This window comes from Streptomyces cynarae (genome assembly GCF_025642135.1).
Lineage (GTDB): Bacteria > Actinomycetota > Actinomycetes > Streptomycetales > Streptomycetaceae > Streptomyces > Streptomyces cynarae.
This window is the reverse complement of record NZ_CP106793.1, coordinates 3956932-3971388: the sequence shown is the minus strand read 5'-3', so window position 1 is coordinate 3971388 and position 14457 is coordinate 3956932. Positions and strand designations below refer to the sequence as shown.

11 protein-coding genes are annotated in these 14457 nt (G+C 70.0%); 4 read left to right on the top strand and 7 right to left on the bottom strand.

The window, feature by feature from the left end:
• Positions 1–39 precede the first annotated feature (39 nt).
• Both N8I84_RS18185 and N8I84_RS18180 read right to left on the bottom strand, forming a co-directional pair.
• Positions 40–1590: a sodium:solute symporter family protein gene (locus N8I84_RS18185; protein ID WP_263230523.1), complete on the bottom strand. Its 1551-nt coding sequence runs from the start codon at positions 1588–1590 to the stop codon at positions 40–42.
• A gap of 190 nt (positions 1591–1780) precedes the next feature.
• A complete protein-coding gene (locus N8I84_RS18180) occupies positions 1781–2566 on the bottom strand; it encodes an SDR family oxidoreductase (protein WP_263230522.1) in 786 nt (261 codons plus the stop codon).
• An 86-nt stretch (positions 2567–2652) separates the two neighbouring features.
• On the opposite strand from N8I84_RS18180, the gene N8I84_RS18175 reads away from it, so the two are divergent.
• Positions 2653–3510: a hypothetical protein gene (locus tag N8I84_RS18175; protein WP_263230521.1), complete on the top strand. Its 858-nt coding sequence runs from the start codon at positions 2653–2655 to the stop codon at positions 3508–3510.
• 84 nt (positions 3511–3594) lie between these two features.
• Here the strand turns inward: N8I84_RS18175 and N8I84_RS18170 are convergent, their stop codons facing one another.
• The 3 genes from N8I84_RS18170 to N8I84_RS18160 all read right to left on the bottom strand — a co-directional run bounded on the left by N8I84_RS18170 (position 3595) and on the right by N8I84_RS18160 (position 6029).
• Positions 3595–3783, bottom strand: coding sequence for a DUF397 domain-containing protein (locus N8I84_RS18170; RefSeq protein ID WP_263230520.1), 189 nt, complete (start codon positions 3781–3783; stop codon positions 3595–3597).
• A 225-nt stretch (positions 3784–4008) separates the two neighbouring features.
• Positions 4009–4866, bottom strand: a complete 858-nt coding sequence (locus tag N8I84_RS18165) for a helix-turn-helix domain-containing protein (RefSeq protein WP_263230519.1) — start codon at positions 4864–4866, stop codon at positions 4009–4011.
• Between the two features lie 428 nt (positions 4867–5294).
• Positions 5295–6029 carry a GOLPH3/VPS74 family protein gene (locus N8I84_RS18160; RefSeq protein ID WP_263230518.1) on the bottom strand — a complete coding sequence of 245 codons (735 nt, stop codon included), beginning with the start codon at positions 6027–6029 and terminating at the stop codon, positions 5295–5297.
• Positions 6030–6227: 198 nt separating this feature from the next.
• On the opposite strand from N8I84_RS18160, the gene N8I84_RS18155 reads away from it, so the two are divergent.
• Together N8I84_RS18155 and N8I84_RS18150 are read left to right on the top strand one after the other, a co-directional pair.
• Positions 6228–8720: a D-alanyl-D-alanine carboxypeptidase family protein gene (locus tag N8I84_RS18155; protein WP_263230517.1), complete on the top strand. Its 2493-nt coding sequence runs from the start codon at positions 6228–6230 to the stop codon at positions 8718–8720.
• A 188-nt stretch (positions 8721–8908) separates the two neighbouring features.
• Positions 8909–10909, top strand: a complete 2001-nt coding sequence (locus N8I84_RS18150) for an MFS transporter (RefSeq protein ID WP_390898913.1) — start codon at positions 8909–8911, stop codon at positions 10907–10909.
• 115 nt (positions 10910–11024) lie between these two features.
• Here N8I84_RS18150 and N8I84_RS18145 read toward each other — a convergent pair whose 3' ends face one another.
• Positions 11025–11537, bottom strand: a complete 513-nt coding sequence (locus N8I84_RS18145; RefSeq protein ID WP_263230516.1) for a glutathione peroxidase — start codon at positions 11535–11537, stop codon at positions 11025–11027.
• A gap of 160 nt (positions 11538–11697) precedes the next feature.
• Between N8I84_RS18145 and N8I84_RS18140 the strand changes: the two genes are divergently transcribed.
• Positions 11698–13437 carry an RICIN domain-containing protein gene (locus tag N8I84_RS18140; protein ID WP_263230515.1) on the top strand — a complete coding sequence of 580 codons (1740 nt, stop codon included), beginning with the start codon at positions 11698–11700 and terminating at the stop codon, positions 13435–13437.
• Between the two features lie 21 nt (positions 13438–13458).
• Here the strand turns inward: N8I84_RS18140 and N8I84_RS18135 are convergent, their stop codons facing one another.
• Positions 13459–14427 (bottom strand): ArsR/SmtB family transcription factor, encoded by a 969-nt coding sequence (locus N8I84_RS18135; RefSeq protein ID WP_263230514.1) that lies wholly within the window; start codon positions 14425–14427, stop codon positions 13459–13461.
• Positions 14428–14457 lie beyond the last annotated feature (30 nt).

Here is a 14457-nt window from a genome sequence, read left to right as displayed (position 1 = left end):
TCCGCCTCCGGAAACCCGTCGGCCGCGGCGCCCTCGCGCTCAGACCCCGGACGGGCTGGCAGTACCCGGAGTCGGCACCGTCACCGTCGCCCCGTCGTCGTCGGTGTTGACCTTCTCGATGATCGCGTCCCGCTCGGGCGTGTCCTCCGGCTTCACCAGGCCGATCAGGACGTACAGGACCAGCGAGACCACCATCGGCAGGGCCACCTGGTACTCCAGCTTCACGTTCGTACGCTGGGAGAAGTCCAGGTTGTAGTTGACCAAGAAGAACGCCAGCAGTCCCGCGCCCCAGCTGACGAGCGCCGCCGTCGGGCCCGACTTACGGAACGGACGCAGCAGGCCGAGGATGAACGGGATCGCGATCGGGCCCATCAGGCCGGCCACCCACTTGATCACGACCGTGATGATGTCCTTGAAGGTGGGCGAGTTGACCTGCGTCGCCACCGCCATCGACAGGCCGAGGAACGCAACCGTCGTCACGCGGCCCGCGACCAGGCCGGTCCGCGTGTTCCACGAGCGGGCCGCCTTCGACAGCACCGGCACCACGTCCCGTGTGAACACGGCCGCGATCGCGTTCGCGTCGGAGGAGCACATGGCCATCGTGTGCGAGAAGAAGCCCACGACGACCAGGCCCAGCAGCCCGTGCGGCAGCAGCTGTTCGGTCATCAGGCCGTACGCGTCCGAGCCGTCCGGCTTCTTCGCGGTGACCAGGAGCGGGGAGAGCCACATCGGGATGAAGAGGATGACGGGCCAGACGAACCACAGGCCCGCCGACAGCAGAGCGGACCGGGTCGCCTCCTTGGCGCTGCCCGTCGCCATGTAGCGCTGGGCCTGGTTCCACATGCCGCCGTTGTACTCGAACAGCTTGATGAACAGGTAGGAGATGAAGAAGACCGTCATGTACGGGCCCGCGAACCCGTGCCCGTGACCGTCCAGCTTCGGCGAGTCCAGCGCCTTGGACAGACCGCCGTGCTCGGAGATCTTGTGCAGCGCGATGACGAGCATGGCCAGACCGGCCAGCAACTGGATGACGAACTGGCCCAGTTCGGTCAGCGCGTCCGCCCACAGACCGCCGATCGTGCAGTACACCGCCGTGATGCCACCGGTGATGATGATGCCCTGGGTGATCGTGACCCCGGTGAAGACGCTCAGCAGCGTGGCGATCGCCGCCCACTTCGCGCCCACGTCCACGATCTTCAGCAGGATGCCGGACCAGGCCAGCGCCTGCTGCGTGGGCACGTTGTAGCGGTCCTTCAGGTACTCCAGCGGCGAGGCCACGCGCAGTCGTGAGCGCAGCCGGTTCAGGCGGGGTGCGAACAGCTTGGCGCCGATCAGCACGCCGATGGCGATGGGCAGGGCCCAGGTGACGTAGGAGGTGATGCCGTAGGTGTAGGCGATGCCGGCGTATCCCGTGAACATCACCGCGCTGTAGCCGGACATGTGGTGCGAGATGCCGGACAGCCACCACGGCATCCTGCCGCCCGCGGTGAAGAAGTCGCTGACGTCGTCCACGCGTTTGTGGGACCAGACGCCGATCGCGGTCATCACGCCGAAGTACGCGACCAGGACGGCCCAGTCGAACCCGTTCATGTGCCCCTCCCTCCCTGCCGAACTGCCCGCTCATGGTGGGTTCCGGCGCATGAGCACGACAACCGGCGTACTGGTCAAGGGAAGGTAAAATCGTTCTGTTGGCTGAGAGCCGTTCATGTACGTGGCTCTTGGGGGCTATTTCCAGCCGGGTGGGTACATGTCCGTTCAGGCGGCTGCTCGAAGCCGCGGGTCATCGCATCAGCTCACCCGCGTTCACCAGCAGGGACTGGCCCGTGATCGCGCGCGCCCGGTCGGAGGCCAGGAACACCGCGGCGTCCGCCACGTCGCCGTCCGTGGCCAGGTCCGGCAGCGCCATACGGTCGGTGAGCCGCTTTCTCACCTCCGCCTCCGGTACGCCCTCGGTGTGGGCGGTGAAGCGCACGTACGCCTCGACGGGCGGACCCCACATCCAGCCGGGCAGGACCGTGTTGACCCGGATCCGGTACGGGCCGAGCTCCCGTGCCAGCGAGTACATCGCGCTGGTCAGCGCCCCCTTGGACGCCGCGTACGCCGCCTGCCGCACCTGGGAGGGCGCGGCCACCGACGACTGGGTGCCGATGAAGACGACCGAGCCGCCGCACGTCCTGAGGCTCGGCAGGCACGCCCGCGTCATACGCAGCGTCCCGAGCAGGTTCACGTCGATGACCGACTGCCAGGTGGCGAAATCCGCGTCCTGAAGGCCGCCGAAGCAGCTGTCCCAGGCCGCGACGTGGACCACCGCGTCGATCCTCCCGAACCGCTCCACCGCCAGCGCCGCGAGCGCCTCGCACTGCGTCTCGTCGGTGATGTCGGTCGCCCGGTAGGCCGTGTGCGCGCCGTCGGGGTCGAGCGTGGTGGCGCTCTTGGCGAGGTTCGCCTCCGTACGCGCTCCGAGCGCGGCGTTGCCGCCGTCGCGCACGACGGCCGCGGCGACCTGGTGGCCGAGCCCGGCGCCGACCCCCGACACGACGACGGTCCTGCCCTGGAGCAGCGACATGGGGCCTCCCGGCTATGGCGGTTTATCTGACGGAGCGTCAGAGTATGGGCGACCGGCCGAGGACGGAAGGGAAAAGGGGAAGCGGCATGAGGGAAGGCAGCGAGGGCGGCGAGGACACGCGCAGCGAGGTGTACGCGGAGCTGGCCGCCGTGGGGCCCTACGGAGTCCGCCCGGGCCATGCGCTGATCACCATGGTGGAACCGCACCCGGGGCACGAGTACGCGTACAACCGCTGGTACGAGGACGACCACTACTACGCCGGTGCCATGGCCATGCCGTGGATGTACGCCGGCCGCCGCTGGGTCGCCACCCGCGATCTTCAACTCCTGCGCCATCCCGAGAAGTCGGCCGTCGCGCAGCCGGTGACGGCGGGCTGCTACCTGTCGACGTACTGGATCACGGACGGCCGCTACGACGACCACATGCGCTGGACGGTCGCCATCAACAAGCGTCTCAACCGTGACGGACGCGTCTTTCAGGACCGTACCCACGTCTTCACGGCGTTCCAGGACCACGAGGCGACGGTGTACCGGGACGGCGCGACCGGACCGCGCGACGTTCACGCGCTGGACCACCCGTACGCGGGCCTGGTCCTGCAGGTGGTCGACGCGGACGGCCCCCGGCAGCGCGCCACCCTGCTTGAGTGGCTGCGCGCCCGGCATCTGCCGAGGCGCCTGGCGGGCTCCCCGGCGGCCATGGTGACCGTCTTCCGCCCGACGCCGCTGCCGGGCGACCGGATGACCTACGTGAAGCAGGTGGAGGGCGTGGACACGCGCCTGACCCTGCTGTGGTTCCTGGAGGAGGATCCCCGGGAGTGCTGGGAGGAACACTTCACGGGACTGGACGGGGCGGTCGCGGAAAGCGGGCTGGGCAGGGTGGAGTTGGTGGCCCCGTTCGTTCCCACGGTGCCGGGTACGGACAGGTACGTGGATCGGCTCCGCTGAGGGCCGGAAGGATACAGCCCCCTCGGCCGGGACGGCGGGCCAGTCGAGAGGGCTCTTTCGTGGGCGTGGTGGGGCCGGTCGGCACTACTTGATCGACGTCACGAACGTGTTCCAGGCGTCGGCGGGGAAGGCCAGGACGGGCCCCTCGGTGACCTTCGAGTCCCGCACGAACAGCGCCGAAGGAAGGGGCGACTTGACTTCGACGCAGGCGCCGTTTCCGGCCGAGTACGACGACTTGGTCCACGTTGCCGTGGCCCCCTGAAGAACAGCCATGTTCACTCCGGTACGAGTTGCTGAGTTGCTGTGACCGCGCCGCGGGTCCCTCACGGATTCCGCGATGCGAATCGCGCCAACTTGTTGACTGGTGGCGTGATCGACGCTACTCGGCAACATCCCTGTCCGGAGGAGCCGTTCACTCGACCGGGTGGCATATTCCAGTGGAGTCTTACGCCCGGATTATCCACGGGTGTAAGATCCGCCGCTCGCTGACCCGTTGGCTCAGGATGCGTATCTCTTGGCCGCGTCCTCGATGAACTTGCGGGACTGCTCCACATTGAGGGCCTGCGCCCGCAGATGCTCGTACATCACCGCGTACTTCTGCACGTCCTGCGCCTTCTCCAGGTACAGGTCGCTGGTGACGCCCTCGAGGTACACCACGCTCGAGTCGGCCGCGTCGGCGAACTCCAGGATCGCGTACTGGCCGTTGAGACCGGGGTGCGCCCCCACCTCGAACGGCAGCACCTGCACGGTGACGTGCGGCAGCCGGGACATCTCCGCCAGGTGCTCCAACTGCTCCCGCATGACGAGGTTGTCGCCCACACGTCGGCGCAGCGCCGCCTCGTCCAGCACCACCCACAGGCGCAGCGGGTTGTTCTCGGCGGAGATACGTTCCTGGCGGCGCATCCGCACCTGGACGCGCTTCTCGATGTCGGCCGGCGACGTCTCGGGCAGCGCGCCCTGGATGAGCGCCTCGGCGTACGCACGGGTCTGCAGCAGGCCGGTGATGATCTGCGGCTCGTAGACGCGCAGCGACTCCGCGTCGGTCTCCAGGCCGATGTAGACGCTGTAGGGGATGTCCCCGAACGCGTGCCACCAGCCCTGCTGGCGGGAGTCACGGGCCATCTCCATCAGCGATTCGACGACGCGTTGGTCCTCGACCTCGTAGACTCCGCACAGGTCCCGGACGTCACGTGGGCTGATGCTGCGGCGGCCGTTCTCCAGACGACTGATCTTCGACTGTGACACCAGCAGTCGCTCGGCCACCTCTTCGGCGGTCATGCCCTTGAGTTCGCGGAGCCGGCGCAGTTCCTGACCCAGCCGGCGCCGTCGGACGGTGGGATTGACATTCGACGCCACGGACGTGCACCTCCGGCTGCGTGCCTCTACTTTGCGTATCTGCTGCTGAGCAGATTGCCACCAAGGTGCTTCCTACCGCTGGGAAACCGCGGATATGCGGCGACCATGGGCCTCTTGGGCGGCCCTTGCCCCGAAGGGGGCCCACGGCGTCACGGATATCGAACAGTTCGGCGCCCCTCGCACGGAATCCCGTACGCACCGAGCCCCTTACCGCGTGAGTGACCTACGCATGCGGCCGCGCGGGGTGGTGAGTCCGTGTCGTCGCGAAGGACGTACGGTCTCACCACCCCGCGCGGCCGGGCGGCTCCCGAACGGGTCTCGGGATTGCTTGCGGGCGCCGCATACCGCGGTCCCGCTGTTCTGCCGTACCGATTCCGCTGGTTCGGCAGGGGACGTGCCGTGGTGCTGCCGGGCTGTGGCGCTTCGGCTCAGTGGGCCACGACGCGCGCCATGGATCCGTGGCGCGGCTGCATCGGGACACCGCGGGCGGGTTCCGCCGCAGACCTGGCGCCGGCGGCCGGGTTGCGGCGTGGCTGTGCGCCCACGCCGTTCTGGACGTCCATCACGGCGTGCGCCACGAGGCCGCCCATGGGGTCGTGCCTGATCAGATCCCGCAGCCGGGAACGGGACGAGCGGCCCTCGTTGCCCGGATACAGGTGCTTGCCGAGACCGACCGCGTGGGCCAGGGCGGCGAGCGCCGCGGTCCGCGGGTCCGGCGGAACGCCGGTGCGGATCGCGGAATCCAGCCGGGACCTGATCTCCCGACTGATGGCCGTGTCCGTCGCCTGGTAGCGAGTCGTCGGCAGAACCCCGCACATCTGGCCCGGCACGGCATGGACCATGCCGCACCGCTCCAGATGCGAGAGGTAGATCTGGCGGAGCCCGAGACGGGGCCCGCCGATCCAGTGGACGGCCCGCACGGGAGCGCCGCGCCTGCGCAGCAACTCCAAAGCGGTGTCCAAAGTCGGATCTCCAGTCGGCCGTGGCACCACCACGGCGATACGATCCCCGTCTGGGGCTATCCGTCCGGCCAGCGCCAGCTCCACTAGCTGTGCTCCGGCCAGACCAAGGTCGAGCGACTGCGGCTGTGCAGTGGTACCCGTGGCCGGGTCCAGTGCCAGCAGCAGAAGCTCCTCCGGAAGTGTTCTGCGGCTCCTGCCCATCCATGCCTCCCCGCGTGGATGAGAGACAGGGTGACCCCTCTCACATTGGTCTGTCGAGGGTGCGTGACCGGAATGTAGTGGAACCGGTAGGTATGTCGTTCTCGTCTAGCGCAGGGGTCAATCCCTCACACAGGACACTGGTACATGGTTCGGGCAGCGGTGTCCGGGCGGCGGTTCACGGTTGGGCAAGGCGCGCACGTGGGTGCGCGGCGCACGGAGGAGGCATCGGTGGCGGGCGAGTCCCCCGACAGGTCGAAGCAGCAGGGGTCGTCGGCGGAAACGACGTCGGGGAGCGGGGCTCCGGTTCCGGGGCCGGCCAAGGCCGGACGCGACCCGAGGCTCGCGCTGACCGGCGAGAAGGTGCGGGTCGACCAGGCCACGACGGTGCTCTCGACCAAGTCGCTGCGCGGCTCCGCCGCTACGGCTGTCGAGGAGGTCGACCAGACCGAGGAGGGCACGGGTCCCGCGGACACGGCGGACTCCGGTGCCGATGCGGCCGACAGCGAGGTGCGGGAGCGTGCGGCGCTGGCTTCCTGGGTACGGAGCGCCGAGGAGGACGAGGCCGAGGAGAGGGCTGAGGCGGAGCCCGAGGAAGGGCCGGAGGGCGAGTCCGGGGAGGAGTCGCCGGCGGAGCCGGAGGCCGAGTCCGAGGAGAAGGCCGAGGCGGAGTCCGAGGAGGAGTCGCCCGGGGAGCCGGAGGACGGGTCTTCCGGCGCCGACGCCTCCGAAGCGGAGCCGGAGGCCGAGGACGCCTCCGAAGCGGGCGACGACGCCGATGCCGATGCCGAAGCGGGCGACGACGCCGATGCCGATGCCGAAGTGGGCGCCGACGCCGACGCCGACGCCGCCGACGCCGAGTCTGCGATCTCCGAAGCCGAGAGCGAGTCCGAAGACTCCCCCAAGTCCGAGGAAAAGCAGGCAGAACAGGCACGGCAGGAAAATCAGCAAGGCGACGAAAAGGCGGAAGAAAAGGGCAAAGAGGGAGAAGAGGAAGAGTCGGAAGGGGAGCGTGACTCCGACTCCGACGACAAGAAGGACCCCGAACCTCCCGTAGACCAGCCCACCGCCGTCTTCAAGGCCGTACGGCCGCCCGCCGTCGACCAGCCCACCACCATGCTCAAGGTGGGCGACGCCAAGCCCTCTGCCAAGTCCGGCCCCTCCTGGGCGGACAAGTCGGACAAGCCCGAGTCGGAAGCGGAACGCACCAGCAGGTTCGTCCCGTTGAAGTCGCTGGACGAGCCCCGGCCCACCCCGGCGGAGGGCCCGCAGGCCAAGCCCCCGCAGGCGAAGCCCACCCGGCCGGCGTCCACGGAGTCGAAGCCGGCCGCGGGTCCCGCCGACGCGACCACCGCCATGCCTCAGGTCGGCCCCGAGCGCACCGCCCAGCAGCCGATCCCGCCCAAGCCTCCGCTGGATCTGCTCGCTGAGCTGACGAACACCCCGCCGCCCCCGGAGACCCCGGTCCGCACCGTTCTGCGGCGCATCAAGATCTGGTCGCCGCTGGTCGTCCTGCTGGTGGTCATCTTTGCGATCGTGCAGGCGGTCCGCCCGTTGCCGACCCCGACCCTCGCACTGACGGCCGACGCGACGTACACCTTCAAGGGCGGGAAGCTCGACCTGCCCTGGCCGGGCCAGGGCCAGTCGGCCATAGAGGTCGAAGGCGTCGGCATGATCGGCACCGAAGGGCAGCAGAGCCCGAAGCCGATAGCGAGCGTCGCCAAGATCATGACGGCGTACGTCACGCTCCAGGCGCACCCGCTCAAGGGCAACCAGGGCGGCCCGACCATCACCGTCGACCAGCAGGCGGAGGACGACTCGAAGAAGGAGGACGAGTCGACGGCGGCCATGAAGAAGGGCCAGAAGTTCTCCGAGCGGCAGATGCTGCAGATGCTGATGATCCCGTCGGGGAACAACGTCGCGCGGCTGCTGGCCCGCTGGGACTCCGACAACGACACCTTCGTCGGCAAGATGAACGCCGCCGCGAAGAAGCTCGGCATGACCCACACCACGTACACGGACCCGAGCGGCCTGGACAAGACGACCGTGAGCACGGCCGTCGACCAGCTGAAGCTGGCCGAGGCCGTCATGCAGAACGAGGTGTTCCGCAGCATCGTCGGGATGGCCAAGGCGGACATCCCCGGCCTGGACAAGCCGATATACAACAACAACGACCTGCTGGTGAAGCAGGTCGGCGTGATCGGCCTGAAGACCGGCTCCTCCACCCCGGCCGGCGGCAACCTGGTGTGGGCGGCGACGAAGGTGGTCGACGGCAGGACGCGGACGATCTACGGCGCCGTCCTCAACCAGGACGCCCACACCGGCCGTGTCTGGGACAGTCTGCAACTCGCGCTCACCAACAGCCAGAAGCTCATCAACACCATCCAGCAGAGCCTGACCACCGCCACCGTGGTGAAGAAGGGCGACGTCGTCGGATACCTGGACGACCAGCTCGGCGGGAGGGCGCCGGTGGTCGCCACCCAGACCCTGACGGCGGTCGGCTGGCCGGGACTGAAGACGAGGCTGTCGATCGGCGACGACGGCACGGCGCCTCCGCACGAGGCCAAGGCCGGCAAGGTCGTCGGCGAGCTCACGGTCGGCGACGGCTCCAGCCACGCGGTGAAGGTCCCCGTGGCTCTCCAGAAGGACCTCGCCGAGCCGGGCTTCACGGACAAGCTGACCCGTCTGGGCTGAACCGGGCGCACCCGCACACAGTGGCGCCCCGCCGCACCCCGTCGCGGCCCCACCCCGGGGCCCCGCGGCGGGGTGCGTGCTAGCGTCACGAATCGGGACAGGTCGCCGGTCGCGGAGACGCGGCCGTGAAGCGGGAGCGAACGGGACGCGGCCGAGAACGGAAGACAGGACACGGGGAGTGCCTTCAGGTGGCCACAGCGGAGCCGACACACGCCGACGACGCCGACCGGGAACATCACCCGGACGGATCACCGGGACCGCGAATACCGCTGGGCGCACCCACCCCTGACCCACTGGCCCGACCGGCCCCTCAGGCCCCGGTCCACCAGGCCCCGGTCCCGACCCCGGCGCCCCCGGTTCCCGCAGCCCCGGCCACCGGCGCCGAGCCTCCCGCCCTGGACGCTCAGAAGGCCCCGGGACGTCTCCGTGCCCTGGCCGCCCGTCCGGGCTCCTCCAGCGCGGCCGATCTGGCCCGTCGCCATCCCGCCCTCGCCGCCACGGCCCTCGCCGGAGTGCTGCACCTCATCTGGTTCTTCACCTTCGCGAACAGCGGCGGTGACCTCGCTGCGCAGGACGCGTGGGCGGAGTTCGTCGGCCGGCACCCCGACTCGGCGTACAACCTCGCCTGGTACGGGGGCATGCACCCGGTGTCGTACAGCGTCGTGTCGCCGTATCTGATGTCGGTCCTCGGCGTCCGTACGACGATGATGATCGCCGGGACGGCCTCGGCCGGCCTGCTGACGCTGATCCTCATCCGCAGCCGTGCCGTCCGCGAGCCGCGGTGGCCGGCCCTCGCCGGGGTGTTCGGACTCCTCTGCAACGCCATCTCGGGCCGCGTCACATTCGGCCTCGGCATGGTGTTCGCGCTGGGCGCGACCGCGGCCGTGTTCTGCTGGCCGTACCACTGGCGTCACAAACGCTGGGCGAAGGCGCTGTCCGCGGCGTCGCTGGCCGCGCTGGCCACCATGTCGTCCCCGGTGGCGGGCCTGTTCGTGGGACTGGTGGCGGTGGCGCTGTTCCTGCAGAAGCGCCGCCCCGGTGCGTGGGCGCTGGGCCTGGCCCCCACGGCGGTGGTGGCCCTGTCCGCGTGGCTGTTCCCGTTCTCCGGCACGCAACCGATGACGTGGGCGTCGACGATCCTGCCCTTCCTCTTCGCGGTCCTGGTATGGGTTGTGGTGCCCGAGGAGTGGAAGACGGTACGGATCACGGCGGCGGTGTACGCGCTGTCCGTCCTGCTCGTCTGGCTGATCAGCTCCCAGATCGGCTCCAACATCACGCGCCTGGCGATGCTGTTCGCGGGGGTGGCGCTGGTCGCCGCACTGCCGTTCACGGTGCCGCGCAGCCGGAAGTGGTACGCCACCGTGGTGGCGCTCACCGGCTTCGTCGTCTGGATCGGTGTCAAGACGGTGGACGACATCATCCACACCACTCCGGCGGCGTCCTGGGCGCACGAGCTGGCGCCGCTGGTCCACCAGCTCCAGGTGGACGGCGCGGAGAAGGGCCGCGTGGAGGTGGTCCCGGCGCGCTCGCACCGCGAGGCCTCCGCGCTGGCGCCGTACGTCAACCTGGCCCGCGGCTGGAACCGCCAGGCCGACATGGAACGCAACCCGCTCTTCTACGACGACACGCTGAACTCCGCGAACTACCACGCGTGGTTGCAGCGCTGGGCCGTGCACTACGTGGTGCTGCCGAAGGGCGAGCCGGACGGCGACGGCGGCGAACGCGAGCGTGAGCTCGTGCAGCGCGGCATGCCGTACCTGAAGCAGGTCTGGGGCGACGCCAACTGGCAACTGTTCGCGGTGACGGACCCGACCCCCCTGGCGGATCCGCCGGCGGTGGTCGACCGGGCGGAGCAGGGCGAGTTGACGATCCAGGTGAAGAATGCGGGCCGCGTCCTCATCCGCGTCCCCTACTCGCCGTGGCTGGGCCTGGTCGACACCCAAGGCAAGGGCGTGAAGCCCCCGCAGGAGACGGATGCCTCCAAGCACCGCGCCAAGGGCACCCCGAAGACGTACGACAACGTCAACGGCTGCCTGATGGAAGCCCCCGAGGACATCTGGGGCGACAAGTGGACTGAACTCCTGGCCCCCCGCCCGGGCACCTACCGCCTGGCGGCGCCGTATCAGCTACCGCGGGGGACCGCGTGCCCGGAGGAGCTGAAGGACGAGGCCCGGCCGTCCGGCGGCTGAGGGCGAGCCCGCCGACCGATGCGCGTGCCTGCGTCACCGGGCGCCGTCCGCCCGGTGACGCAGGACGCTCGTCCCTGCCCCAGGGGCAGGGACGGACCCGTACTCCGGGCCCCGGCTACGCGAGCTGGCCCTCGATGGCCGCCACGACCTCGGCCGCCTCCGGCTCCGTCTGCGGCGAGAAGCGGGCGACGACCTTGCCGTCCTTCCCGATCAGGAACTTCTCGAAGTTCCATCGGATGTCCCCGCTGTGCCCCTCGGCGTCCGCGTGGCCGACCAGGCGCTCGTACAGAGGGTGCCGTCCCTCCCCGTTCACCTCGACCTTCTCCGTCATCGGGAAGGTCACGCCGTACGTCGCCGAGCAGAACTCCGCGATTTCCCCGGCACTGCCGGGCTCCTGCCCGAGGAACTGGTTGCAGGGCACGCCGAGCACGGTGAAGCCCAGCGGCGCGTACCGCTCGTGCAGCCGCTCCAGACCCGCGTACTGCGGCGTCAGCCCGCACTTGGAGGCCACGTTCACCACGAGGACGGCCTTGCCCGCGTACTGGGACAGGTCCGCGGAACCACCCTGGAGCGCACCGATCTGGACATCGAGGACAGAGGCACCCGCACTGTTGTCAGTAGTCGTCATGGGCGGAGCCTAACTGCGCCGTCGTCGCCGCCGTGCGCGGCCCGTCCGCCACTACGCCCGCGGCCACAAATCCGCCCCTCACTCCGCCCCACGTGTCGCACAGCGTCAAGTCGCCCGGCGGCATGAACGTGGCCTGATCCACACGTCTAACCTGCCACGCATGAGACGCATGATCGAGCACGCAAGACGCCTGGTGGGACTCTCGTGCCCAGTGGCCCTCGCGGCGACGCTGCTGATACCCGCGCAGTCCGCACAGGCCGCCGGTTCCTCGCTGGACCCCTTCAACGCGAACTTCACGCTCACGCGGGTGGACGGGGACAAGTCCGGCCTCATCAACTCCGTGGAGAACGCCGGGGTCACGAAGGCGTCCGTCACCGACGTCATAGGCCAGCACACGGGCAGCCCGTCCCTGTGCCACGGCACCGGCCTGAACGGCGCCCTGAAGTACGACGGCTTCTGCTGGGACGACGCCGACGACAGGACCGGATACACGGACACGGACAGCAGCGGCACGCTCGTCGGCGGCTGGATGCCCCAGGGCTTCTCCGGCTCGCACGACGCCACCGACGACGGCCTCTACGACGGCCGCCATCTCTACGTCGCCTCCTGGTACTTCGGCAAGTACGCGAACAATCTCCCCAACGAGCAGTACGCCCGCGTTTCGATCATCCAGTCGACCGGCGGCTCGATGACGTACGGGCACGTCGCGCTCGTGGAACCGACCGACGGCAACTTCACGAACCTGAGGTACACCTCGCACGAGGACGGCATCGCCTGGTACGGCGACCGCCTGTTCGTGGCCAACGGCGCCGAGCTCCAGGTCTACGACCTGTCGCACCTGTGGAGGATGACCGACCCGAGCGGCGCCGGCACCGGCCTGGTCGCAGGCCAGAGCTCGGCCCGCTACCACCAGTGGGCGCTGCCCCTGGTGGCCCGCTACACCACCAAGGCGGGTGCCACGCCCGACACCGACGCCGCCCCCTTCCGCAACAACGACCCGCGCGCCTGCCAACCGGCCGACACCACCGGCGAGCTCTGCCTCAGCAGCCTGAGCATCGACCGCTCCGGCGGCAGCCCGGTGCTGGTCTCCGTCGAGAACATCAAGGCGGCGGGCGGCCGGATCGTCCGCTGGCCCCTGTCGCAGTTCGACTCCGGCCTGCCCACCCAGGTCAGTTCGGAGACGACGGGCTACACCACGCCCGTGTTCAACGTCCAGGGCACGGTCACGGACGGCGGCGCCTACTACATGAGCGGCGACTGCCCGACTGACTCGAGCGGTGCGAGTGCCTGGCCCTCCGGCTACTCCTGCATCCACGAGGCCACCCCCGGTCAGGCCCCGCACGTCCTGACCCAGTCGCCGTACCTGACCGAGAGCCTTTCCTACGACCACAACGCCGGGCGCCTGTGGGGCCTGAACGAGGCGCTCGAGGACCAGACCGTCGGCCCGCGCCGCGTCGTGTTCTCCATCGACCCGCACGCCGGCCAGGCAGTCGACGGCTACGGCTGGCTGTCCAACTTCACCAAACCGGGCTTCACCTGCGCCACCCCGCAAGGCGACGGCACGGCCAATGGAACCCCGGTCACCGTCTATCACTGCACCGGGGCCGCATCCCAGCGCTGGGCCTATTCGGGCGGCCGTATCGTGAACCAGGCGAGCGGCAAGTGCCTCACACCGCAGGGCGACGCCGCGGGCACCAACGGCACCCTGCTGACCCTGTGGACCTGCAACACCTCAGCCTCCTCCCAGCTCTTCTCATCCCTCAACGGCGCCACCGTCAGCAGCGCGGGCCTGGCCATCACCCCGAAGGGCAACTCCCTGGCCGACGGCACCTGGCTGACGCTGTGGACACAGAGCAACCCCACGGCGGACGTCCAGAAGTGGAGCGTGGGCGGCTTCTGACCCGGCCGGGTAACGCACCCGTCACGCCCGCTGCGCTGTGACGAGCACCTCACCGGCGGCCGTACGCGAATACAGCACCGACCGTCCTGCACGCCGCCGCTCCACCAGCCGCCCGTCCAGCAGCACTTTGAGGTGGCGCCCGACCGAGCCGAGCCCCTGCCCGGTCACGGCGACCAACTGGCTGGTGCTCATCGGGGAGTCCAGCAGCACGAGCACCCGGGCACGGGCGGGCCCGAGCAGCGCGCCGAGACTGTCCGGGACCACCGTGCGCGTCCCGTCGGCCAGCACGCCGGCGCACGGATAGACGAGGGCGTACCGGTCGGGTTCCTCCCAGGACACCCAGCCGGCCCGCTGCGGGGTGACGGGGACGAAGAGGAGCTGGGCCCCGGAGATCTCGCGCGGCGGGTACTCGTGGAGGTTGACCTGGAGCCGGTTCCCGCCGAGCCAGCGGGTCCGGCCCGGCAGCAGGGTGTCCAGCGCGGCCGCCCAGCCGCCCCGGCTCAGCTGCGCGGTCCGGGCGACGACATCCGCCTCCAGGACGCGCCGCCGCCGGTCCCAGTACGGCCGTACGGTCTGCGTCCACACGTAGGTGAGCAGGTCGGCCGCGCGTTCGGGCAGGTCGTCGCGATCGAGGGCGGCGGGGAGCGGTCCGCGCAGGGACACGGTCAGGTGGGCCCGGGCGTCGGCGGGGGAGGCGGAGCGGACGCGGCCCACGCCCTCCTCGAAGGTCTCCCCGTCCCTGGGCGTGGGCGTGAGGAAGTCGGCGATCCACTCCGCGCCTAGCCCGCTGCGGACGAGCAGCCCGGTGACGGGGTCGGCGGCCAGCCGCGCCCGGTACGCGGGGAGGTGGGCGTCCAGCCAGGCGCGTTCCCCGGGGTGGGAGGCGGTACCGGCGTGCAGCAGCTTCAGAGCGGCGAACACCTCGGCGAGCGGCGAGAGCAGGAACCGGCTGCCGGCGAGGGTGTCGGCGCTGACGTACCAGAGGCCCATGGGCGCCTTCGCACTCGGGGTCGACGGACG